We start from the raw sequence: 22,923 nt of genomic DNA, 5'->3' as shown, positions 1-22,923 counted from the left end.
TCAGGCGCGGCTATTACGGAAACTGCCGGGGGTAATGCCCACTACCTTCTTGAAGGCGCGGGTCATGTGGCTCTGATCGAAGAAGCCGCAACTGAACGAGGCTTCCGCCAGGCTGGCGCCGGTGCGCAGCAGGTTCTGCACCTGGGCCACGCGCTTCTGGATCTGGTAGCTGTGGGGTGAGACGCCGACGGTCTTCTTGAACACGCGGATCAGGTACAGCGGGTCCATGTCCACCAGTTGCGCCAGTTCCTCCAGGGGAATGTGCCGGGCGTATTCGTCTTCGAGCTTTTTCTTGATGAACTTGATGGCGCTGCGCTCGGCGCTGGCGATGGCGGCGATGGGGGCGCCGCTGCGTTCGAAGAGTTGGGTCACCAGGTCCAGAAGGATGGATTCGCGCTCCAGGCTGGGTGGGGAATTTTCGATGATCTGGTGTTGCTGGAGGAAGGTCAGGGCAAAGCTGGGGTCCAGGTTCAGGGCATTCTGGAACAGATGGATGTGCTCGGCACCGAAGCGGCCCTGGAAAATCACCCGGTTGACCCAGCCCGGGTCGAGGTAAAGCATGCGGTACATCCAGCCCTGGTCATGCCCGGGGAGGCCGTCATGAATTTCCCCCGGGGTGATGGTGACCACGCTGCCGGCGCTGCCCAGGTAGTAGCTGCCTCTATAGAAGAGTTTTTCCACCCCGCTGCTTATAACGCCTACTGCGTACCGATCATGTGAATGCCTGCCAAAAGACTGAGTGCTGTAACGCGCCGATAACAACTCACAGTCGCCTTCGGGTATTCGCCAAAACTGCACGAAATCCTTGTCTGGCCTAAAGACTTTGCCGGGTTGGTGCTCATCCATGAGTTTGTCCAGTTTTGTGCAATACGTTGGAAAAGTTGGCCGCTAAATTTAGCACCCATTTCACAACGCGAGCTAGGGGAAGTGATGCCTACAAAACTAGTTATTGGGGATTACAAAAAGTCTTCATGGTCATTTCGTGCATGGCTGGTTCTTGTGACGGCAGACGTTTCCTTCGAGACCCTTCAGGTCAAGCTGGAACAGAATGACACCCGCCAGCAGATCCTGCGCTATTCGCCTTCGGGCAAGGTGCCAGCACTGCTGCTGGACAAGGTGGTGATCAACGACAGCCTGGCCATCTGCGAGTACGTTGCCGGTGCCTATCCGGCGGCCAACCTGTGGCCCCAGGACCCGCTGGTCAAGGCCCAGGCCCGCGCTGCCGCGGCTGAAATGCACTCCGGGTTCGTCAACCTGCGTACCCAGATGTCCTTCGGCCTGAACACCGGCGATACCCCCGAGCCGCTGACCGCCGACACCCAGCAAGAGATCCAGCGGATCTTCGACATCTGGACCAACCTGCGCCACGCCAGCGGCTCCAAGCAGTTCCTGTGCGGCGACTTCGGCATCGTCGATGCCATGTTCGTACCGGTGGTGTTCCGCTTCCGTCGTTATGGTGTGGCGGTGCCGGCACAACTTCAGGCTTATGTCGAACAAGTTCTGGCCTATCCGCCAGTACAAAAGTGGCAGAAGTTGGCTGCGGAAGAAGTTTGAAAAAAGCCCAACTAGTTATAACGAATAACGCTAACTAAAAATTAATGGCTATTTGACGGAAGGCAGAAAAGACCCTGGTGTTTTTTCTGCTTTTTCGAGTCTGACTTTTGTTGCAGGAAGGGGAATTTATGAGTGTTCATAAAGTGACTGCCAAGGATGTTGGCCGTGAAGGGCAGGTTTACGACGTGATCGGCATCGGTTTTGGCCCGGCGAACATCGCCCTGGCCATCGCCATGGAAGAGATGGAATTTGCCGGCACCCGGCTGTTTCTCGAGCGTCACGCGAGCACTCAATGGCAGCCGGAGATGATGCTCTCGGGCAGCGATATCCAGAACCACCCGAGCCGTGACCTGGTAACGCCGCGCAACCCGCGCAGCCGCTACACCTTCACCAACTTCCTGTTCGAGAACGACCGCCTGTTCGAGCACCTGAACCTGGGGCTGGAGTTTCCCCTGCGCAGCGAGTTCGCCGAGTACGTACGCTGGGTTGCCGGCTTTTTCGCCCGGGATGTGGCCTACAACCAGAGCGTGAGCCAGATCCAGGTCGACCCGGCCAGCAACCTCTACACCATTACCACCCAGGCCGGCGTGCAGTACCAGGCGCGTTCCGTGGTCCTGGCCCCGGGCCGCACCCCGGTGATTCCCCAGGTGTTCGCCAACGCGGCGGCGGACCGAGTGTTCCACCTGACCCAGTACCTGGGGCGCCTGGCCAACCTGGCCCAGAAGGGTGAGCTCAAGCGCGTGGCGGTGGTCGGCGGCAGCCAGAGCGCCATCGAAATCATCCTGCACCTGCGCCACACCTACCCGAACCTGGAAATCGTCAGCGTGCAGCGCGGCTACGGCTTCCGCCTCAAGGACACCAGCCAGTTCAGCGAGCACGTGTACTTCCCGTCCTTCGTCGACCAGTACTACAACAGCTCCGCCGAGGCGAAGAAGAACATCAACCGCCACTTGCACTACACCAACTATTCCGCTGCCGATGCCGACGTAATCAAGGAACTCTACGTGGGCATGTATGAGGACAAGCTGCAGGGCCGCGAGCGGGTGATCATCAAGGGGCTCAGCGAGATCCAGGGCTGCACGCCGGACGGCGAGGGCTACAGCCTGTCGCTGCGCAACAGCAGCACCCACGCCACCGAGGAACTGGGCGGGCTGGACGCGATCGTCCTGGCCACGGGTTTTCGCAACCTCGGCACCGGCCCCCAGGAAGAGCGCTACCCGGCGCTCCTCAAGGACCTGGCCGAACACCTGGAGAGCGACGCTCAGGGCGTGATCCGCATCGGGCGCGACTACAGCCTGGCCGCAGCCAAGGGCAGCCATCTGCCAGCGTTATACCTCAATGGTCTGTGCGAATCCTCCCACGGCTATGGCGATGCAGGCTCCTTCAGCCTGCTGTCGCTGCGCTCGCGGGACATTTTCAACTCGCTGAACCAGCAACTGGGCCTGGCCCAGGCTGCAGAAAAGATCGCTTGAGCCGCTGCATCGAATCCTGAACCTCGACCCCTTTATGTGAGCAGGCAGCAATGGATATTTCAGAAATGGATGAATTGGGCGTATTTGCGGATGTGGAGTCTTCGGCGCGCAGTTACTGCCGCAGCTTTCCGGTGGTCTTCGACCAGGCCCAGGGCAGTCATCTGTATGACCTGAAAGGCCAGGCCTATATCGACTTCCTGAGCTGCGCCGGGTCCGTGAACTATGGCCACAACCCCAAGGCGGTGAAGGCCGCGGTGATCGACTACCTGCAACGGGACGGCATCCAGGCTGCCTTGGACATGCACAGCCGGGCCAAGCAGGAGTTCATCTACAACTTCCGCAAGATCATCCTGGCGCCCCGGGCCTTGCCCTACAAAATGCAGTTCACCTCGCCCACCGGCACCAGCGTGGTGGAGTCGGCGGTCAAACTGGCGCGCAAGGTCACCGGGCGCCGGCACATCGTGGCCTTCACCAACGGCTTCCACGGCATGTCCAACACCTCCCTGGGGCTGACCGGCAACCGTGACAACCGCCAGCCAGGGGTGGATCCCTATGTGTTCCGCATGCCGTTCGACGGTTACCTGGAGGGCCTGGATTCCATCGCCTACTTCGAGCGCCTGATCAAGGACAACAGTTCGGGCATGGACCTGCCGGCAGCGGTGATCCTGGAAACCATCCAGGGCGAAGGCGGGATCAACGTGGCGTCGGCAGAGTTCCTGCAGCGCCTGCGCCAGCTGACCGACGAGCACGGCATCCTGCTGATCGTCGACGACATCCAGGCCGGCTGCGGCCGCACCGGAACCTTCTTCAGCTTCGAGCCCTCGGGCATCACCCCGGACATGGTGTGCCTGTCCAAGTCCCTCAGCGGCTACGGCTTGCCTTTCGCTCTGTTGCTGCATCGCCCGGAACTGGACCAATGGTCCCCTGGCGAGGACAACGGCACTTTCCGCGGCAACACCCTGGCCTTTGTCGCCGCCACCAAGACCGTGCAGGAGTTCTGGAGCGATGACCGCCTGGTCAAGCACATCCAGGCCAACGAAGCACAGCTCAAGGAGTGGTTGGCTGAGGTGACCGAACGCTTCGCCGGGCATATCAAGGATGTGCGCGGGCGCGGGCTGTTCTACGGCATCGAGTTTCACGACCCGGCCCTGGCCGCCGCGGTGATGCGTGCCTGCTTTGCTCGTCGCCTGATCATCGAGCGCTGCGGTCCGGTGGACCAGGTACTCAAGCTGATGCCGGCGCTGACCATCAGCAGCGAAACGCTGCAGGCCGGCCTGGCGAGCATTTTCGACGCCATGCAACAGGTGCTGGAGCAGGGCAAGTTAAGTGACCCGGACCAGGACGTCGATCCTCTGGTCTTCATCAATGGAGTCGCGCATGTCGACTAATACCAACCGCGCCATCATCGAGCTGACCATTGGTGGCTTGATGCTCAGCCTGTCGGCGCTGGCGGTGGCCTTTGCCCACATCGGCGCCGGCGGGGCCGGGTTCTACCGCATGCTGTTCGCCTCGATCCTGTTCTTCCTGCTGCTCAAGGTGCGGCGCATTCCGGTGCTGCTCAAGAGCGCCAAGGCCCAGCTGTACACGGCCCTGGCCGGAGTGTTCCTGGCCATCGACCTGGTGCTCTGGCACCAGAGCATCTACATCGTCGGCCCGGGCATCGGCTCGATCCTGACCAACTGCCAGGTGTTCTTCATGACCCTGCTGGGGCTGTACCTGCTCAAGGAGAAGCCGTCGATCTACTTCCTGATCTCCATCACCCTGGCGTTTATCGGCCTGTACCTGTTGCTGCTGCCGGAAATGACCAGCGCAGTGGGCATCAAGGGTGTGGTCTATGGCGTGCTCTCGGGCCTGGCCTACGCTATCTGCGTGTATTTCCTCAAGGTCAACACGCAGTTGCCTGACGGCGGGGGCGACAAGATCGCACAGATGCTCAACCTGAGCCTGTGGGCCGCGCTGGTGCTGCTGGTGTATGCCCTGGCCATGGGGGAAAGCCTGGCCATCGTCGATGGGCAGACCCTGGTGATGCTGATCATCTACGGGGTGATGGTGCAATTCGTGGGCTGGTTGCTGGTCAACCGTTCCATCGGTGCCATCAGCCTGGGCCTGGCGGGGTTGATCCTGCTGCTGGAGCCGGTGATCACCTACTTCGTCGATGTGGCATTTCTCGGCAAGGCCAGCTCGGCGCTGCAGATTGCGGGTGCGCTGCTGACCATCTTTGCGGTGTACATAGGCTCTATCAAGCCACCGGAGAAGGTTGCACCGGTGACCGAGGCTGCCTGAGGCCTCAAGCTGATCCAGTGCTCTGATTCATAGATCCGCTCGACTTTTGCTGCGCACAGACCCGCCTGTCTGCGCGCAGTTTTTTTTGCCCGGGATTCAGGCCGACAAGACCAGGCGCGTGGCTCGCGGATCTGTCGCAGCCTGGGCCTGGGTGCCTTCATCCTCTTCCAGTACCCGCGAGGCGCGGCCCACCAGCAATGGGTCCGGGGCGTGGGCGACTTTCAGGTCCTTGCCCGGGTAGTCCAGCTCGTGGAGGAAGTGGCGGATACAGTTGATTCGCGCGCGCTTCTTGTCATCGGACTTGATCACCGTCCAAGGGGCATCGGCGGTGTCGGTGTGGAAGAACATTGCCTGTTTGGCGGCGGTGTATTCGTCCCACTTGTCCAGGGACTTGATGTCGATGGGGGATAGCTTCCAGTGCTTGAGCGGGTCGTCCCGACGCGAGATGAAGCGGCGCAGCTGTTCTTCACGGTTCACCGAGAACCAGAACTTGAACATCAGGATGCCGCTGTTGCACAGCATGCGCTCGAGCTCCGGGGTCTGGCGCATGAACTCCAGGTATTGCAGGGGCGAGCAGAACTCCATCACCCGTTCCACCCCGGCGCGGTTGTACCAGGAGCGGTCGAAGAAGACCATTTCCCCGGCGGTGGGCAGGTGCTGGATGTAGCGCTGGAAATACCACTGGCCCTTTTCCTGTTCGGAGGGCTTTTCCAGGGCCACGATCCGCGCGCCGCGGGGGTTGAGGTGTTCCATGAAGCGCTTGATGGTGCCGCCCTTGCCAGCGGCGTCACGGCCTTCGAACAGCACCACGATGCGCTGCCCGGTGTCCTTGACCCAGCTTTGTACCTTGAGCAGTTCGATCTGCAGTTCGTTCTTGGCCTTTTCGTACTCGGCGCGGCGCATGCGGTTGCGGTACGGATAATTGCCTGGCAGCGCAGCGGACACGCTGTCTTCGTTGGAGCCGCGCGGCGCGCTGGCTACCTGCAGGGCCATGGGCTTCTGGCTGATGGCGCTGATCTCGGCCTCGGCGGCTTTCACCGGTGCGGCCTTGCTCGTTGTGCGTGGGCGACGCGGGCGCGGCGTTGCGGGTTTGCGCGGGGTGCTTTTGGCAGGGCTGGCGGAGCTGGCTTCCGGCAAGGCTTTGGGTGGGGGACGGAGGGTGGATTCTTCACTCATATAAGGAGGGCCTGTGCTTCTCGTTCAAATGTTCACTTACAAGTGTATGGCCCTCAAACGTCGGCTCTTTGACCTCCATCAAGGATGTGTCCGAGAGATGCTTGTATCAGGCGCGCGGGGCCCTGGCGCCGGCTACGGAAGCACTTCCTGCTGTTGCACCGCGAGCCTCGGGAATCCAATGCGAGTGTCGCCCCTGGCAGGGGGAGCGACATTCCTCGGAACCTGCATGGAAGGATGCTGAATATGGATACTGATGCCGTTGTTCATTCAAGCCGTCGTCTGGCGCGTCGCTGGCAAAGTCTGTTGCTGCTACTGGGCCTGGGGGCACTGGCGCAATCGGCGTTCGCGATCAACGTGGCGTTTGACGGCTCCTGTGCTACCCAGGCTGACCGTACTGCGGTGAGCAATGCCGTGGCCGTCGCTACTACCTGGTCGACCAATGCCTACAACCAGGTCAACAACAATGAAGCGACCTTTCGCGGCAATCAGGACCTGGCCTACCGGACCTGGTTCGGCACTTTCAGCCAGGATCGCTACCAGCGGGTGCGTGCAGTGCTCGACGGAGTGCGTTTCAAGCTCAACAGTGGCAACACCCTGACGGCCTATTGCCGGGTCAACCCGAATGACCCTTGCGACGCGCCCGGAGATATCGCCGCCACCTACGTCAACGCCCGCGGGGACGTACAGGCCTGGTTCTGCACGGCATTCTTTGCCCTGGCGCCGCGCGTGGGTTTCGATACCCAGGCCGGTACCGTGGTGCATGAGCTGACCCATTCCATTGGCCACACCACCGATATCCCCGGCGCCTATGGCGTGGCGGGGTCGCAGAACCTGGGAGCCAATCGCCCGAGCGACGCGGTGGAGAATGCCGACAACTACGAGTACTACGTGGAGGATTTGTACGACTGAGCAGAACGGGGAGAGGGGCCGGCAACGGGAGCTGTACGCCGTGCTGGCACTTTTTTGCAGGCGAAAAAAAAGACCTTGGATTTCAAGGTCTTTTTCATGTTTGGTGCCCCGAGGGAGACTCGAACTCCCACTTCTTGCGAAAACGGATTTTGAATCCGCCGCGTCTACCAATTCCGCCATCAGGGCTCAATGGCGGCGAAGTATAGAGAGGCGCTTACCGTTGGTCAATCGGCTTTCATGGTCAATTTTTGCTTAATCCGCTAAACTTTCCGGCCCTGCTAGACGAACCCCATCATGCGCGTTGCTGACTTTACCTTCGAGCTTCCTGATTCGCTGATCGCCCGCCATCCATTGGCCGAGCGTCGCGGCAGCCGTCTGTTGACCCTGGATGGGCCAACCGGCGCCTTGGCCCACCGTCAATTCACTGATTTGCTTGAGCATTTGCGCCCGGGCGATCTGATGGTGTTCAACAATACCCGGGTGATTCCGGCCCGTCTGTTCGGTCAGAAGGCTTCCGGCGGCAAGCTGGAAATCCTCGTCGAGCGGGTGCTGGACAGCCACCGTGTGCTGGCCCATGTGCGCTCCAGCAAGTCGCCCAAGCCGGGGTCGAAGATCCTGATCGAGGGCGGTGGCGAAGCCGAGATGCTGGCGCGCCATGACACGCTGTTCGAGCTGGGCTTTGCCGAAGAAGTGCTGCCGCTGCTGGACCGGGTCGGGCACATGCCGTTGCCTCCTTATATAGACCGTCCGGATGAAGGCGCCGATCGCGAGCGTTACCAGACCGTGTACGCCCAGCGCCTGGGCGCGGTGGCGGCGCCGACCGCCGGGCTGCATTTCGACCAGCCGCTGCTGGAGGCCATTGCCGCCAAAGGCGTGGAGACCACGTTCGTCACCCTGCACGTGGGGGCTGGCACCTTCCAGCCGGTGCGGGTCGAGCGCATCGAAGATCACCATATGCACCACGAGTGGCTGGAAGTCGGCCAGGACGTGGTGGATGCAGTCGCTGCGTGCCGGGCTCGCGGTGGCCGGGTGGTGGCAGTGGGCACCACCAGCGTGCGCTCTCTGGAAAGCGCTGCCCGCGATGGCGTGCTCAAGCCGTTCAGTGGCGACACCGACATCTTTATCTACCCGGGCCGGCCGTTCCATGTGGTCGATGCCCTGGTGACCAACTTCCATCTGCCGGAATCCACGTTGTTGATGCTGGTTTCGGCATTCGCCGGCTATCCCGAAACCATGGCCGCCTATCGCGCCGCGGTGGAAAATGGATACCGCTTTTTCAGCTACGGTGATGCGATGTTCATCACCCGTAATCCCGCGCCGACCGCTCCCAAGGATCTGGCCCCCGAGGAAACTGTATGAGTCGCACTTGTCGTATGTCCTTCGAGCTCCTGGCCACTGATGGCAAGGCTCGTCGCGGTCGCCTGACCTTCCCCCGCGGCACGGTGGAAACCCCGGCCTTCATGCCGGTGGGCACCTATGGCACGGTCAAGGGCATGCTGCCGCGGGATATCGTCGCTACCGGCGCCGAAATCATCCTCGGCAACACCTTCCACCTGTGGCTGCGCCCGGGTACGGAAGTGATCAAGGCCCACGGTGACCTGCATGATTTCATGCAGTGGAAAGGCCCGATTCTGACCGACTCCGGTGGCTTCCAGGTGTTCAGCCTGGGTGCCATGCGCAAGATCAAGGAAGAGGGCGTGACCTTCGCCTCGCCGGTGGACGGCGCCAAGGTGTTCATGGGCCCGGAAGAGTCGATGCAAGTGCAGCGCGACCTGGGTTCGGACATCGTGATGATCTTCGATGAATGCACGCCGTACCCGGCTGATGAAGACGTGGCGCGAATCTCCATGGAGCTGTCCCTGCGTTGGGCCCAGCGCTCGAAGAATGCCCACGGCGACAACACCGCGGCGCTGTTCGGTATCGTCCAGGGCGGCATGCACCAGGACCTGCGCATGCGCTCCCTGGAAGGCCTGGACAAGATCGGCTTCGACGGCCTGGCCATTGGCGGCCTGTCGGTGGGCGAGCCCAAGCATGAAATGATCAAGGTCCTGGACTACCTGCCAGGCCAGATGCCAGCCGACAAACCTCGTTACCTTATGGGAGTTGGCAAGCCGGAAGATCTGGTTGAGGGTGTGCGCCGCGGTGTGGACATGTTCGATTGCGTGATGCCAACCCGCAATGCCCGCAATGGGCATCTGTTCATCGATACAGGCGTGCTGAAGATCCGTAACGCGTTCCATCGCCATGATGATTCGCCGCTGGACCCAACTTGTGATTGCTACACCTGCCAGAACTTCTCCCGTGCTTATCTGCACCACTTGGACAAGTGTGGGGAAATGCTCGGGAGTATGCTCAATACCATCCATAATTTGCGCCATTACCAGCGTCTTATGGCTGGTTTGCGCGAGGCTATTCAACAAGGTACATTGGCCGCCTTTGTCGATTCCTTCTATGCCAAACGCGGGTTACCCGTGCCGCCTTTAGAATAAGTTCTAAAGACGTTAAGACACTAATTCTGAAATTATCGGAGTGTTAAATGAGCTTTTTGATCCCTGCCGCGTATGCGGACGCCGCTGCACCTGCCGCTGCCGGTCCTGCCGGCACTGGTTTCGAGTGGATTTTCCTGGTTGGCTTCCTGGTCATCTTCTATCTGATGATCTGGCGTCCACAGGCCAAGCGCGCCAAAGAGCAGAAGAACCTGCTGGGTAGCCTGCAGAAAGGCGACGAAGTTGTGACCACCGGCGGTATTGCCGGCAAGATCAACAAAGTGACCGACGACTTCGTGGTTCTGGAAGTGTCGGATTCCGTTGAACTGAAGTTCCAGAAGGGCGCGATTGCTGCCACGCTGCCAAAAGGCACGCTGAAAGCGATCTAAGTTTCATCTTTTACCAATCGACGGGGCGCGCAAGGCGCCCCGCGTCATAAACGGGCGGCGTGATGCTGAACAAATATCCTCTGTGGAAGTACCTACTGATCCTGGCGGTGCTGGCGATCGGTTTTATTTATTCCGCTCCCAATCTATACCCTGATGACCCGGCCATTCAGGTCAGCGGCGCGAGTACCGCGTTGCAGGTCACTCAGGCGGATCTGGATCGTGCGAGCAAAGCGCTCACCGACGCCGGCATCAACGTCAAGGCTTCTTCCATTGCCGCCAATGGCAAGGGTGGCTTGCTGCGCTTGACCAACAAGGAAGACCAGCTTCCGGCCAAGGATGTAGTGCGCAAGGCGCTGGGCGATGACTATGTGGTGGCGTTGAACCTGGCGCAAACCACTCCGCAATGGCTGCGCAACCTCGGTGCGCACCCGATGAAACTGGGTCTGGACTTGTCCGGCGGTGTGCACTTCCTGCTGGAAGTGGACATGGACAAAGCCCTCGACGCCCGCCTGAAAGTCTATGAAGGCGACGTCAAGAGCCTGCTGCGCAAAGAGCGCCTGCGCTATCGCAGCCTGCCGCAGCTCAATGGCGCCATCCAGCTGGGTTTCAGCGATGAAGACAGCCGTGAGCAGGCCCGTTCGCTGATCCGCAAGAACTTCAATGATTTCGATATCGTACCGGCCGACCTCAATGGCCAACCGGTGCTGCGTCTGGCGATGACCCCGGCCAAGCTGGCGGAAATCCGCGAATACTCCATCAAGCAGAACTTGACCACCGTGCGTAACCGGGTCAACGAGCTGGGTGTGGCCGAGCCTCTGGTTCAGCGCCAGGGCGCCAACCGTATCGTGGTTGAGCTGCCGGGCGTGCAGGACACCGCTGAAGCCAAGCGGATCCTGGGCAAGACCGCCAACCTGGAGTTCCGTCTGGCCGCAGAGCCGGGTGCTTCCAAGGCAACTTCCGAGTCCTTCGAGTTCCGTGAGGGCAATCGTCCTCCTGCGCAGATCGAACGTGGCCTGATCATCACCGGTGACCAGGTGACCGATGCCCAGGCCGGTTACGACGAGCATGGCCGTCCACAGGTGAACATCAAGCTTGATGGTCACGGTGGTGAGCTGATGAACCGTTCGACCCGCAGCAACGTCGGCCGCAGCATGGCAGTGATCTTCATCGAGCAGAAGCCGATCACCACCTACACCAAGCAGATGGTCGACGGCGTCGAGAAGGACGTACCGGTCCAGGCGTTCAAGGAAGAGAAGAAGATCATCAGCCTGGCGACTATCCAGTCGCCGCTGGGCAGCCAGTTCCGTATCACTGGCCTCAATGGCCAGGGCGAATCCTCCGAGCTGGCGCTGCTGTTGCGTGCCGGTGGTCTGGCGGCGCCGATGTATTTCGCTGAAGAGCGCACAATCGGTCCGAGCCTGGGTGCTGACAACATCACCAAGGGTATCGATGCGTCGCTGTGGGGCATGCTGTTCGTGTCGCTGTTCATCATCGCCATCTACCGCTTCTTCGGGGTGATCGCCACTGTGGCGCTGGCCTTGAACATGGTGTTGCTGTTGGCCCTGATGTCCCTGTTGGGGGCTACGCTGACCCTGCCGGGTATCGCCGGTATCGTGCTGACCATGGGCATGGCGGTGGACGCCAACGTGCTGATCTTCTCGCGGATACGTGAAGAGATCGCCGCCGGCATGACTGTGCAGCGGGCAATCAACGAAGGCTTCGGCCGGGCATTCACTGCGATTCTCGATGCCAACCTGACCACCTTGCTGGTGGGGGGCATCCTCTTTGCCATGGGCACCGGCCCGGTCAAGGGCTTTGCGGTGACCATGTCCCTCGGGATCTTTACCTCGATGTTCACGGCCATCTGGCTGACCCGCGCGATGGTCAACCTGATCTTCGGCGGTCGTGACTTCAAGAAGTTGTGGATTTAAGGGGCTGCCATGTTACGTACTATTAACTTCATGGGCGTGCGCAACGTTGCGTTCGGCGTCACTGTGCTGCTTACCGTCCTGGCGTTGTTCAGCTGGTTCCATAAGGGGTTGAACTACGGTCTGGACTTTACCGGCGGTACGCTCATCGAGCTGACCTACGAGCGTCCGGCGGATGTGATGAAGGTGCGTTCGCAACTGAATGACGCCGGTTATCACGAAGCCATTGTGCAGAGCTTCGGTGCTACTACCGACCTGCTGGTGCGGATGCCGGGTGAAGACCCGCAGTTGGGCCACCAGGTGGCCGAAGCGCTGCAGAAGGCCGGTAGCGACAACCCGGCGCAGGTCAAGCGTGTCGAGTTCGTTGGTCCGCAAGTGGGTGAAGAGCTGCGCGACCAGGGTGGCCTCGGCATGCTCATGGCGCTGGGTGGCATCCTTATCTACCTGGCGTTCCGCTTCCAGTGGAAGTTCGCGGTTGGTGCCATCGTCTCGCTGATCCACGACGTGATCGTGACCGTGGGTATCCTGTCGTTTTTCCAGGTCACCTTCGACCTGACGGTGCTGGCAGCGGTGCTGGCGATCATCGGTTACTCGCTCAACGACACCATCGTGGTGTTTGACCGGGTGCGTGAGAACTTCCGTGTGCTGCGCAAGGCCAGCCTGATCGAGAACATCAATATCTCGACCACCCAGACCCTGCTGCGCACCATGGCCACTTCGATCTCCACCTTGCTGGCGATCGTGGCTCTGCTGTTCTTCGGTGGCGACAACCTGCACGGCTTCTCGATTGCGTTGTTTGTCGGCGTTTTGGCGGGTACCTACTCGTCGATCTACATCGCCAACGTGGTGCTGATCTGGCTGAACCTGAACAGTGAAGACCTGATTCCTCCGGCCAATACCGAGAAGGAAGTGGACGACCGTCCTTGATGGCCTGACCTGTTCCGGCTGTCAGTTAAAAAGGCGCGAGTGTTGAACTCGCGCCTTTTTTTTTGCTCCAAGGCTGGGAGAAGCGCGGGCTTTTGACCCGCATGTATGGTCAGGAGGTTCACGTGAACAAGTCGTTGCTGGTTGGTGCGGTATTGGGTGCTGTCGGTGTCACCGCCGGGGGTGCTGTTGCCACCTACAGCCTGGTTAAAAGCGGCCCTGAGTATGCGCAAGTGCTGGCCGTTCAGCCGGTGAAGCAACAGATCAAGACCCCGCGGGAGGTTTGCAAGGATGTCGCCGTGACCCGGCAGCGTCCGGTCAAGGATGAGCATCAGATCCTTGGTACCGTGGCTGGCGCAGTGGGCGGTGGCTTGTTGGGCAGCATGATCGGTAATGGCAATGGCAAGAAACTCGCCACGGTTGCCGGTGCTGTTGGTGGGGGTTATGCGGGGAACAAGGTGCAGGAAGGCATGCAGGAGCGTGATACCTACACCACCACGCAGACTCGCTGCAACACGGTCAATGACATCAGTGACAAGATCGTTGGTTATGACGTGAAGTACGACCTGGGTGGCAAGCAGGGCCAGGTGCGTATGGATCGGGATCCGGGCAACCAGATTCCGGTGGATAAAGAAGGGCGCCTGATTCTCGGCCAGAACCAGAATCAGCCCGGCCAATAACCCTCGTCTGTAGGAGCCGGCTTGCCGGCGAAGGCGATCTCAAGATCCCATTCGCCGGCAAGCCGGCTCCTGAGGAAGATGCGGGCATAAAAAAAGCACCCCTCGGGGTGCTTTTTTTGTCGCGGGTGCTTAGCGCTTCAGCGAAGCCGGCAGGTGCGGCTGGATGGCGGTCAGCACTGCCTTGAAGCATTTGGTATTGCCGGCCACGACGTGGCCCTTTTCCAGGAAGTCGTGACCGCCGGTGAAGTCGCTCACCAGGCCGCCGGCTTCCTGGATCAGCAGGGCGCCTGCCGCCATGTCCCATTCGGACAGGCCCGATTCCCAGAAGGCGTCAAAGCGACCGGCGGCGACGTAGGCCAGGTCCAGGCTTGCTGCGCCAGCGCGACGGATGCCGGCAGTCTGGCCAACCAGGGCGCGGAACATGCCCAGGTAGTTGTCCAGGTTGTCCATCTGATCATCGCGGAAGGGGAAGCCGGTGCCCAGCAGGGCGCCGTCCAGGCTGGTGCGGCCGCTGACCCGCAGGCGACGACCGTTCAGCTGGGCACCGCGGCCACGGCTGGCGGTGAATTCTTCCTGGCGAACCGGGTCCAGGACCACGGCGTGTTCCAGGCGGCCGCGGTATTTGCAGGCGATGCTCACGGCAAAGTGCGGGATGCCGCGCAGGAAGTTGGTGGTGCCGTCCAGCGGGTCGATGATCCACAGGTAGTCTTCGCCTTCGCCGCTGCCGGCGTGCAGGCCGGTTTCTTCGCCGAGGATGGCGTGGGTCGGGTAGGCTTTGCGCAGCGCGTCGATGATCTTCTGCTCGGCAGCGCGATCAACTTCGGATACGTAGTCTTTGGCGTCTTTTTCGTCGACCTTGATGGTATCCAGGCGCTCGATGGAGCGGAAAATCAATTCACTGGCGCTGCGGGCGGCGCGCAGCGCGATATTCAGCATTGGCTGCATGGATAGGTCACCTAAGGTTGTTAAAGAAAGCCGAGCATTCTAGCAGAAAACTTTTGCAGATGAAGGTCGGTGTTCGCTTTGATTGCATTGATCCGCTGTGTGGCGCATTTCCTCGGCGGGTATTGGCCGCTCCTGTCGCGGGCTCTCAATAAGGCAGCGGAATTGGCAGATGGTTATTTTTGAGGCGGTGGTGCAGCCTGTTCTGTAATATTTGCTCCCCCTTCCCGTGTCCGAGAGCGCCTCCCTTGCTGCAGAACATTCGTGTCGTCCTGGTCAATACCAGTCATCCGGGCAATATCGGCGGGGCTGCGCGTGCCATGAAGAACATGGGCTTGTCGCGGCTGGTGCTGGTGGAGCCGCGAGTATTTCCGTCCCATGAGGCGGATGCGCGGGCTTCCGGTGCCACCGATATTCTCGAAAATGCCCAGGTGGTGGCGACGCTGGAGGATGCTCTGGCGGGTTGCACCCTGGTGTTCGGCACCAGCGCTCGTGATCGGCGCATTCCCTGGCCGCTGCTGGATCCCCGCGAATCGGGCCTCAAGGTCGTGGAGGAGGCCGGGCAGGGGGCGCAGATCGCCCTGGTGTTCGGTCGTGAAGATTCCGGCCTGACCAATGACGAACTGCAGCGATGTCATTTCCATGTGCACATCCCGTCGGATCCGGAGTTCAGCTCGTTGAACCTGGCCACGGCGGTGCAAGTGCTGACCTATGAAGTGCGCATGTCCTGGTTGGCAGCCCAGGGCCGGCCGAGCAAGGTTGAGAAGGATGAGGTGGCGTCGCCGCGCAGTGATGAGCTGGCAACCATGGATGAGCTGGAGCGGTTCTACGAGCACCTGCAGCAAACCCTGGTGGCCATCGACTTCCTCGATCCGGAGAAACCTCGGCACTTGATGGCGCGCTTGCGTCGGTTGTACGGTCGCAGCTCGGTCAGCCGGGCGGAAATGAATATATTGCGAGGCATCCTCACGGAAACCCAGAAAGCGGCCCGTGGGGAGCTACAGAAGCGGAAGGATCAGTGATGTTCGAACGTCTGCGTGAAGATATCCAAAGTGTTTTCCATCGTGACCCGGCAGCGCGCAACGCCTTTGAGGTGCTGACCTGCTACCCGGGGATGCATGCGATCTGGATCCACCGCCTGTCCGGCGCCTTGTGGGGGATGGGTTGGAAGTGGTTGGCGCGGCTGGTCTCGAACTTCGGGCGCTGGCTGACCGGGATCGAGATCCATCCGGGGGCCAAGGTCGGTCGTCGCTTCTTTATTGATCATGGAATGGGCATCGTCATTGGCGAAACCGCAGAGATCGGCGATGACGTCACGCTTTACCAGGGGGTGACCCTGGGTGGCACCAGTTGGAATAAAGGCAAGCGCCACCCGACCCTGGAGGATGGTGTGGTGGTGGGGGCTGGTGCCAAGGTGCTGGGGCCGTTCACGGTCGGGGCCGGGGCGAAGGTTGGTTCCAATGCCGTGGTGACCAAGGCAGTGCCGGCCGGTGCGACCGTGGTGGGGATTCCGGGGCGGATCATCATGAAATCCAATGACGAGCAGGAAGCCAAGCGCAAGGCCATGGCGGAAAAGCTCGGCTTCGATGCCTATGGCGTCAGCGAAGATATGCCTGACCCCGTGGCGCGGGCCATTGGCCAGTTGCTTGATCACCTGCAAGCGGTCGATGGTCGTCTGGAGGGGATGTGTGGCGCGCTGAAGGATCTGGGCAGTGACTACTGCGCCAAGGACTTGCCTGCCCTGCGTGAAGAAGACTTTGCTGAAGTCAAGGGCAAGGGCGACAGCCAGGTCGGCTGATGCTCCGCAAGCCGACTCCTGCAGGAGTCGGCTTGCCGGCCAAGAGGCCCTCGAGCGGCCATAAGCGACCCGTGGGTCGGTTGTTGCCATCGCGCTGTGCCATTACGTCGCAGACTTTGCTATGATTCGCGCGCTCTTTTGCGGGTAAATCCGACTAAAGTAGTTGGTCTTATAGTTGACCTGATTACTCGGGTATTGCATACTCGCTTCCATTCCGAAACTCCGTGGTACTTGTCCATGCGACTGACTACTAAAGGCCGATACGCCGTGACCGCCATGCTTGATCTGGCGTTGCACGCGCAACATGGCCCGGTCTCCCTGGCCGATATCTCCGAGCGCCAAGGTATTTCCCTGTCCTATCTCGAACAGCTTTTCGCCAAGTTGCGCCGTAGCAATCTGGTGTCCAGCGTCCGGGGGCCTGGTGGCGGCTATCAGCTGTCCCGCGACATGCAGGGGATCCAGGTGGCCCAGGTGATCGATGCGGTGAACGAATCGGTCGATGCAACCAAATGCCAGGGGCTGGGTGATTGCCACGCCGGCGACACCTGCCTGACGCACCACCTGTGGTGCGATCTGAGCCTGCAGATCCACGAATTTCTAAGCGGTATCAGCTTGGCTGACCTTGTCACTCGCCGTGAGGTGCAAGAAGTAGCCCAGCGTCAGGACCAGCGCCGTTGTAATGGCAAGGCGCCGCGCCTGGACAAGATTGAAGCGTCCGCCGTCGAATGACAGCCAAAGAGCTAGCGGCACGCCAGCCAGCCTGATTTAGGAGAGAGTCCATGAAATTGCCGATTTACCTTGATTACTCAGCGACCACCCCGGTTGATCCGCGCGTCGCGCAGAAAATGAGTGAATGCCTGCTGGTTGACGGGAACTTCGGTAACCCGGCGTCCCGCTCCCACGTGTTTGGCTGGAAAGCCGAAGAGTCGGTGGAAAATGCCCGTCGCCAGGTGGCCGACCTGGTGAATGCCGACCCGCGTGAAATCGTCTGGACTTCCGGTGCTACTGAATCCGATAACCTGGCAATCAAGGGTGTCGCGCATTTCTACCACACCAAGGGCAAGCACCTGATCACCTCGAAGATCGAGCACAAGGCTGTCCTGGACACCATGCGCCAACTCGAGCGTGAAGGCTTCGAAGTGACCTACATCGAGCCGGGCGAAGACGGCCTCATCACTCCGGCCATGGTCGAAGCAGCCCTGCGTGATGACACCATCCTGGTTTCGATCATGCATGTGAACAACGAGATCGGCACCATCAACGACATCGCTGCCATCGGCGAACTGACCCGCTCCAAAGGCGTGTTGTTCCATGTCGACGGCGCTCAGTCCACCGGCAAGGTCGACATCGACCTGCAGGCCCTGAAGGTCGACCTGATGTCCTTTTCCGCCCACAAGACCTATGGTCCTAAAGGGATCGGCGCGCTGTACGTCAGCCGCAAGCCGCGGGTGCGCCTGGAAGCCACCATGCATGGCGGTGGTCACGAACGCGGCATGCGTTCCGGCACCCTGGCCACTCACCAGATCGTCGGCATGGGCGAAGCCTTCCGCGTGGCCAAGGAAGACATGGCTGCCGAGAACCTGCGCATCAAGGCATTGAGCGACCGCTTCTACAAGCAGGTCGAGCACCTGGAAGAGCTGTACATCAACGGCAGCATGACTGCCCGTGTACCGCACAACCTGAACCTGAGCTTCAACTACGTTGAAGGCGAGTCGCTGATCATGGCCCTCAAGGACCTGGCAGTGTCTTCCGGTTCGGCCTGTACGTCGGCTTCGCTTGAGCCTTCCTACGTGCTGCGTGCCCTGGGTCGCAACGACGAGCTGGCTCACAGCTCGATCCGCTTCACCTTCGGCCGCTTCACCACTGAAGAAGAAATCGATTACGCGGCGCAGAAAGTCTGCGAAGCCGTTACCAAGCTGCGTGCTCTGTCGCCGCTGTGGGACATGTACAAAGATGGCGTCGATATCTCGAAGATCGAGTGGGCGGCGCACTGAATATAAGTCGCCGCACAGGGTTCTGTAGAGCGTACCGATAACGGCGATTTACAGAACCCAAGAGCGACTCTCTGATGAGTGAGGATTAAGAATCATGGCTTACAGCGAAAAGGTCATCGACCACTACGAGAACCCGCGCAACGTCGGCAAGATGAACGCGGAAGATCCGGATGTCGGCACTGGCATGGTCGGCGCTCCTGCCTGCGGCGACGTGATGCGCCTGCAGATCAAGGTCAATGAGCAGGGCATCATCGAAGACGCCAAGTTCAAGACCTATGGCTGCGGTTCCGCCATTGCTTCCAGCTCCCTGGCCACTGAGTGGATGAAGGGCAAGACTCTGGATGAGGCCGAAACCATCAAGAATACTCAGCTGGCTGAAGAGCTGGCCCTGCCTCCCGTGAAGATTCACTGCTCGGTACTCGCCGAAGACGCCATCAAGGCCGCTGTACGCGACTACAAGCAGAAGAAAGGCCTGATCTGACCGATCGGCTTTCACAGTTTTGGCGACAAGTAAGGAGTCACGATGGCTATCAGCATGACAGAAGCGGCTGCTCAACACGTGCGACGCTCCCTCAATGGGCGCGGCAAGGGTGATGGGATTCGTCTGGGTGTTCGCACCACGGGCTGTTCCGGCCTTGCCTATGTGCTGGAGTTCGTCGACGAGATTGGCGAGGACGATCAGGTATTCGAGAGTCACGGCGAGAAAGTGATCATCGATCCGAAAAGCCTGACCTATCTGGACGGCACCGAACTTGATTTCGTCAAGGAAGGGTTGAACGAAGGCTTCAAGTTCAACAACCCCAACGTGCGCGGTGAGTGTGGCTGCGGCGAAAGCTTCAACATCTGAGGCTTGTCGTGGGTACTCCTTGTCATTTCGCTTTATTTGAGCTGCAACCGAGCTTCCGCCTGGATCTCGAGCAGTTGGCCGCGCGCTACCGCGAGTTGGCGCGTGGGGTTCATCCAGACCGTTTTGCCGATGCTTCCGAGCGCGAGCAGCGCCTGGCCCTGGAGCAGTCGGCGAGCCTCAACGAGGCTTACCAGACCCTCAAGAGCCCGCCCAAGCGCGCCCGTTACCTGCTGGCTTTGAATGGCGGCGAGTTGCCGCTGGAAGTCACGGTGCATGATCCGGAGTTTCTTCTGCAGCAGATGCAGTGGCGCGAAGAGCTCGAGGATTTGCAAGACAGCGCCGACCTGGCCGGAGTGGCGGCATTCAAGCGTCGGCTCAAGACCGCCCAGGATGAACTGAATGAAAGCTTCGCAGCCTGTTGGGATGATGCGGCGCAACGCGAGCAGGCCGAGCGCCTGATGCGGCGCATGCAGTTCCTCGACAAGCTCACCTACGAAGTGCGCCAGTTAGAAGAGCGCCTCGACGATTAACCCAGTGCCGCTCCGGTCGCACGCCTGATATACAGATAAGTCCAGATAAGCATGGCCCTACTGCAGATCGCCGAACCCGGCCAAAGTCCTCAACCGCACCAGCGTCGCCTGGCTGTGGGGATCGACTTGGGCACTACCAATTCGCTGGTCGCTGCCTTGCGCAGTGGTCTTTCCGAGCCGCTGGCCGATGCGCAGGGACAGGTGATTCTGCCGTCCGCTGTGCGTTATCACGCCGACCGCGTCGAGGTGGGCGAGTCTGCCCGCCTGGCTGCACCTACCGACCCGTTGAACACCGTGCTTTCAGTCAAGCGCCTGATGGGTCGTGGCCTGTCCGACGTCAAGCAGCTGGGTGAGCAACTGCCCTATCGCTTCGTCGAGGGCGAGTCGCACATGCCGTTCATCGAGACTATCCAGGGGCCGAAAAGCCCGGTTGAAGTCTCGGCGGAAGTGCTCAAGGTGCTGCGTCAGCGCGCCGAAGCTACCTTGGGCGGGGAGCTGGTGGGTGCGGTCATCACCGTTCCGGCCTACTTCGATGACGCTCAGCGTCAAGCCACCAAGGATGCTGCCAAGCTGGCGGGCCTGAATGTACTGCGCCTGCTCAACGAACCGACTGCGGCAGCGGTGGCTTATGGTCTGGATCAGCACGCCGAAGGCGTGGTGGCGATCTATGACTTGGGTGGCGGCACCTTCGATATTTCCATTCTGCGCCTGACCGGCGGCGTCTTCGAAGTCTTGGCTACCGGTGGCGATACTGCCCTGGGCGGCGATGACTTCGATCACGCCATTGCTGGCTGGATCATCGAGGGCGCGGGCCTGTCCGCCGACCTCGACCCTGGTGCCCAGCGCAGTCTGTTGCAAGCTGCTTGTGCGGCCAAGGAAGCCTTGACTGGCGCCGCGTCCGTGGAGGTGGTGTATGGCGATTGGCGTGCCACCCTGACTCGCGACGCTTTCGACGCCCTGATCGAGCCGATGGTGGCTCGCAGCCTCAAGGCCTGCCGCCGCGCCGTTCGCGACTCCAATGTCGAGCTGGACGAAGTGCAGGCCGTGGTCATGGTCGGCGGCTCGACCCGTGTGCCGCGTGTGCGTGAGGCGGTGGCTGAAATGTTCGGTCGCCAGCCGTTGACCGAGATCGATCCGGATCAAGTGGTGGCCATTGGGGCTGCGATCCAGGCCGATACCTTGGCTGGCAACAAGCGCGAAGGCGGCGAATTGCTGCTGCTGGACGTGATTCCGCTGTCCCTGGGGTTGGAAACCATGGGCGGGCTGATGGAGAAGGTGATTCCGCGCAACACCACTATTCCGGTTGCCCGTGCCCAGGACTTCACCACCTACAAGGATGGCCAGACGGCCATGATGGTTCATGTGCTGCAGGGCGAGCGCGAGCTGATCAGCGACTGTCGCTCCCTGGCGCGTTTCGAATTGCGCGGCATCCCGCCGATGGTGGCTGGCGCGGCGAAGATCCGCGTGACCTTCCAGGTCGACGCCGATGGCCTGCTCAGCGTGTCCGCGCGCGAGCTGGGTTCGGGCGTCGAAGCCAGCATCCAGGTCAAGCCATCCTACGGTCTGACCGACGGCGAGATCGCCAAGATGCTCAAGGATTCCTTCCAGTACGCCGGCGACGACAAGGTGGCCCGTGTACTGCGCGAGCAGCAGGTTGATGCTCAGCGCCTCATCGAGGCGGTGCAGGGCGCCCTGGACGCCGATGGCGAGCGTCTGCTGGACGCCGAAGAGCGCATGGTCATCGAGCTGCAGATGCAGGAATTGAGTGAATTGATGCGTGGCACCGATGGTTACGCCATCGAGCAGCAGACCAAGCGTCTGTCGCAAGTGACCGATGCCTTTGCTGCCCGACGCCTGGATTCGACGGTGAAAGCCGCGCTGGCGGGGCGCAACCTGAATGAAATCGAGGAATAACTGATGCCGCAGATCATTTTTCTGCCACACGCCGTGTTCTGTCCGGACGGCCTGGTTGTAGAGGTCGAGCCTGGCGTCTCGGTGCTCGAGGTGGCCCACGACAACCACATCGAGATCGAAAGTGCCTGTGGCGGCGTCTGTGCCTGCACCACTTGCCATTGCATCATTCGTGAGGGCTTCGACTCGCTGAACGAGGCTGACGAACTGGAAGAAGACCTGCTGGACAAGGCCTGGGGCCTGGAAGCGCAGTCGCGCCTGTCCTGCCAGGCCATCGTCGGCGATGAAGACCTGACCGTCGAAATTCCAAAATACTCGCTCAACCATGCAGCCGAAGCGCCGCACTGATTTCAAGGAACTGGCATGAGCCTCAAGTGGGTTGATGTACTGGAAATCGCGATCCAACTGGCTGAGTCCAAGCCGGATGTGGATCCGCGTTATGTGAACTTTGTCGATCTGCACCAATGGGTTCTGGCACTGCCGGAGTTCAGTGACGATCCGGCTCGCGGAGGCGAGAAGGTTCTTGAAGCAATTCAGGCCGCCTGGATCGACGAAACTGACTGAATCCGCGGGCTACGCAGTTAGGCAATCCCTATAAACCCGCGTATAATTCGCGGGTTTAATTTTTCGCTTTAATCACCGTTTCTGGAGTTACACCATGGCTGTTCAACGTACTTTCTCCATCATCAAGCCTGACGCTGTTGCAAAAAACGTTATCGGCAAGATCGTTTCCCGTTTTGAAGAAGCCGGCCTGCGCGTTGTAGCTTCGAAAATGAAGCAACTGTCCAAGGCTGAAGCTGAAGGCTTCTACGCTGAGCACAGCGAGCGTGGCTTCTTCGGCGAACTGGTTGCCTTCATGACTTCCGGCCCGGTTGTTGTTCAGGTTCTGGAAGGCGAAAACGCCATCGTTCGCAACCGCGAACTGATGGGCGCTACCAACCCTAAAGAAGCTGCTGCCGGCACCATCCGTGCTGACTTCGCCGAGTCCATCGACGCCAACGCCGTTCACGGTTCGGACTCCGAAGCTGCCGCTGCTCGCGAAATCGCTTACTTCTTCGCAGCTACTGAAGTAACCGCTCGCTGAGTAAGGCTTGCGCGTG

25 protein-coding genes and 1 tRNA gene are annotated in these 22,923 nt (G+C 60.5%); 22 read left to right on the top strand and 4 right to left on the bottom strand.

The genetic code is table 11. The features are described from left to right. Window positions 1-846, bottom strand: coding sequence for an AraC family transcriptional regulator (locus KCG88_RS10915; protein ID WP_047289159.1), 846 nt, complete (start codon window positions 844-846; stop codon window positions 1-3). A gap of 84 nt (window positions 847-930) precedes the next feature. Here KCG88_RS10915 and KCG88_RS10910 point away from each other — a divergent pair, with 84 nt between their 5' ends. The 4 genes from KCG88_RS10910 (at window position 931) to KCG88_RS10895 (ending at window position 5,309) form a co-directional block, all read left to right on the top strand. Beyond that, window positions 931-1,554, top strand: a complete 624-nt coding sequence (locus KCG88_RS10910; protein ID WP_210712353.1) for a glutathione S-transferase family protein — start codon at window positions 931-933, stop codon at window positions 1,552-1,554. 128 nt (window positions 1,555-1,682) lie between these two features. Further along, complete coding sequence (locus KCG88_RS10905) at window positions 1,683-3,026, top strand: SidA/IucD/PvdA family monooxygenase (protein WP_047289154.1); 1,344 nt, start codon at window positions 1,683-1,685, stop codon at window positions 3,024-3,026. 65 nt (window positions 3,027-3,091) lie between these two features. Beyond that, window positions 3,092-4,414 (top strand): diaminobutyrate--2-oxoglutarate transaminase, encoded by a 1,323-nt coding sequence (gene ectB, locus KCG88_RS10900; RefSeq protein WP_210712443.1) that lies wholly within the window; start codon window positions 3,092-3,094, stop codon window positions 4,412-4,414. Next, on the top strand, window positions 4,404-5,309 hold the full coding sequence (locus KCG88_RS10895) for a DMT family transporter (protein WP_047289151.1): 906 nt from the start codon (window positions 4,404-4,406) through the stop codon (window positions 5,307-5,309). The genes ectB and KCG88_RS10895 overlap by 11 nt, the downstream gene beginning before the upstream one ends. Window positions 5,310-5,405: 96 nt before the next feature. On the opposite strand, the gene ppk2 is transcribed toward KCG88_RS10895, so the two are convergent. Then, window positions 5,406-6,302 (bottom strand): polyphosphate kinase 2, encoded by an 897-nt coding sequence (ppk2, locus tag KCG88_RS10890; RefSeq protein WP_199522012.1) that lies wholly within the window; start codon window positions 6,300-6,302, stop codon window positions 5,406-5,408. Between the two features lie 426 nt (window positions 6,303-6,728). Here ppk2 and KCG88_RS10885 point away from each other — a divergent pair, with 426 nt between their 5' ends. After that, the gene (locus KCG88_RS10885; protein WP_210712352.1) at window positions 6,729-7,394 is read left to right on the top strand and encodes a M35 family metallo-endopeptidase; all 666 of its coding nucleotides are present in this window, start codon (window positions 6,729-6,731) and stop codon (window positions 7,392-7,394) included. Between the two features lie 101 nt (window positions 7,395-7,495). On the opposite strand, the gene KCG88_RS10880 is transcribed toward KCG88_RS10885, so the two are convergent. Beyond that, window positions 7,496-7,580: transfer RNA gene (locus KCG88_RS10880), tRNA-Leu, on the bottom strand. 108 nt (window positions 7,581-7,688) lie between these two features. On the opposite strand from KCG88_RS10880, the gene queA reads away from it, so the two are divergent. The 6 genes from queA (at window position 7,689) to KCG88_RS10850 (ending at window position 13,801) form a co-directional block, all read left to right on the top strand. Next, window positions 7,689-8,753: a tRNA preQ1(34) S-adenosylmethionine ribosyltransferase-isomerase QueA gene (gene queA, locus KCG88_RS10875; protein WP_047289143.1), complete on the top strand. Its 1,065-nt coding sequence runs from the start codon at window positions 7,689-7,691 to the stop codon at window positions 8,751-8,753. Window positions 8,754-8,767: 14 nt separating this feature from the next. Beyond that, window positions 8,768-9,883 (top strand): tRNA guanosine(34) transglycosylase Tgt, encoded by a 1,116-nt coding sequence (gene tgt, locus KCG88_RS10870; RefSeq protein ID WP_162470478.1) that lies wholly within the window; start codon window positions 8,768-8,770, stop codon window positions 9,881-9,883. 47 nt (window positions 9,884-9,930) lie between these two features. Continuing rightward, the gene (yajC, locus tag KCG88_RS10865; RefSeq protein WP_011063224.1) at window positions 9,931-10,269 is read left to right on the top strand and encodes a preprotein translocase subunit YajC; all 339 of its coding nucleotides are present in this window, start codon (window positions 9,931-9,933) and stop codon (window positions 10,267-10,269) included. A gap of 62 nt (window positions 10,270-10,331) precedes the next feature. Further along, window positions 10,332-12,200, top strand: coding sequence for a protein translocase subunit SecD (gene secD / locus KCG88_RS10860; protein ID WP_047289138.1), 1,869 nt, complete (start codon window positions 10,332-10,334; stop codon window positions 12,198-12,200). Between the two features lie 9 nt (window positions 12,201-12,209). Next, window positions 12,210-13,124 (top strand): protein translocase subunit SecF, encoded by a 915-nt coding sequence (gene secF / locus KCG88_RS10855; protein ID WP_047289136.1) that lies wholly within the window; start codon window positions 12,210-12,212, stop codon window positions 13,122-13,124. Window positions 13,125-13,246: 122 nt separating this feature from the next. Beyond that, complete coding sequence (locus KCG88_RS10850) at window positions 13,247-13,801, top strand: glycine zipper 2TM domain-containing protein (protein ID WP_011063221.1); 555 nt, start codon at window positions 13,247-13,249, stop codon at window positions 13,799-13,801. Window positions 13,802-13,930: 129 nt separating this feature from the next. Here KCG88_RS10850 and suhB read toward each other — a convergent pair whose 3' ends face one another. Then, window positions 13,931-14,746, bottom strand: a complete 816-nt coding sequence (gene suhB, locus KCG88_RS10845) for an inositol-phosphate phosphatase (protein WP_011063220.1) — start codon at window positions 14,744-14,746, stop codon at window positions 13,931-13,933. 245 nt (window positions 14,747-14,991) lie between these two features. On the opposite strand from suhB, the gene trmJ reads away from it, so the two are divergent. The 11 genes from trmJ (at window position 14,992) to ndk (ending at window position 22,907) form a co-directional block, all read left to right on the top strand. Next, a complete protein-coding gene (gene trmJ / locus KCG88_RS10840) occupies window positions 14,992-15,765 on the top strand; it encodes a tRNA (cytosine(32)/uridine(32)-2'-O)-methyltransferase TrmJ (protein ID WP_047289134.1) in 774 nt (257 codons plus the stop codon). Beyond that, entirely contained in the window at window positions 15,765-16,541 is a 777-nt protein-coding gene (gene cysE, locus KCG88_RS10835) for a serine O-acetyltransferase (RefSeq protein WP_011063218.1), read from the top strand. Before trmJ ends, cysE begins: the two co-directional genes overlap by 1 nt. Before the next feature lie 237 nt (window positions 16,542-16,778). Beyond that, a complete protein-coding gene (iscR, locus tag KCG88_RS10830; protein WP_011063217.1) occupies window positions 16,779-17,270 on the top strand; it encodes a Fe-S cluster assembly transcriptional regulator IscR in 492 nt (163 codons plus the stop codon). Between the two features lie 50 nt (window positions 17,271-17,320). After that, window positions 17,321-18,535 (top strand): IscS subfamily cysteine desulfurase, encoded by a 1,215-nt coding sequence (locus KCG88_RS10825; protein ID WP_015636881.1) that lies wholly within the window; start codon window positions 17,321-17,323, stop codon window positions 18,533-18,535. Between the two features lie 94 nt (window positions 18,536-18,629). Beyond that, window positions 18,630-19,016 (top strand): Fe-S cluster assembly scaffold IscU, encoded by a 387-nt coding sequence (gene iscU, locus KCG88_RS10820; RefSeq protein WP_007929523.1) that lies wholly within the window; start codon window positions 18,630-18,632, stop codon window positions 19,014-19,016. 42 nt (window positions 19,017-19,058) lie between these two features. Then, entirely contained in the window at window positions 19,059-19,382 is a 324-nt protein-coding gene (iscA, locus tag KCG88_RS10815; protein WP_007929524.1) for an iron-sulfur cluster assembly protein IscA, read from the top strand. Between the two features lie 8 nt (window positions 19,383-19,390). Further along, the gene (gene hscB / locus KCG88_RS10810; protein ID WP_011063215.1) at window positions 19,391-19,912 is read left to right on the top strand and encodes a co-chaperone HscB; all 522 of its coding nucleotides are present in this window, start codon (window positions 19,391-19,393) and stop codon (window positions 19,910-19,912) included. A gap of 51 nt (window positions 19,913-19,963) precedes the next feature. Then, the gene (gene hscA, locus KCG88_RS10805; protein WP_047289131.1) at window positions 19,964-21,826 is read left to right on the top strand and encodes a Fe-S protein assembly chaperone HscA; all 1,863 of its coding nucleotides are present in this window, start codon (window positions 19,964-19,966) and stop codon (window positions 21,824-21,826) included. A gap of 3 nt (window positions 21,827-21,829) precedes the next feature. Beyond that, window positions 21,830-22,171: an ISC system 2Fe-2S type ferredoxin gene (gene fdx, locus KCG88_RS10800; RefSeq protein ID WP_011063213.1), complete on the top strand. Its 342-nt coding sequence runs from the start codon at window positions 21,830-21,832 to the stop codon at window positions 22,169-22,171. A gap of 15 nt (window positions 22,172-22,186) precedes the next feature. Further along, window positions 22,187-22,387 (top strand): Fe-S cluster assembly protein IscX, encoded by a 201-nt coding sequence (gene iscX / locus KCG88_RS10795; RefSeq protein WP_047289129.1) that lies wholly within the window; start codon window positions 22,187-22,189, stop codon window positions 22,385-22,387. A 94-nt stretch (window positions 22,388-22,481) separates the two neighbouring features. After that, complete coding sequence (ndk, locus tag KCG88_RS10790) at window positions 22,482-22,907, top strand: nucleoside-diphosphate kinase (protein ID WP_011063211.1); 426 nt, start codon at window positions 22,482-22,484, stop codon at window positions 22,905-22,907. Window positions 22,908-22,923: the final 16 nt, after the last annotated feature.

This window comes from Pseudomonas sp. MWU349 (assembly GCF_017947325.1).
GTDB classification, from domain to species: domain Bacteria; phylum Pseudomonadota; class Gammaproteobacteria; order Pseudomonadales; family Pseudomonadaceae; genus Aquipseudomonas; species Aquipseudomonas protegens.
This window is presented reverse-complemented; position numbering and strand designations above follow the sequence as displayed.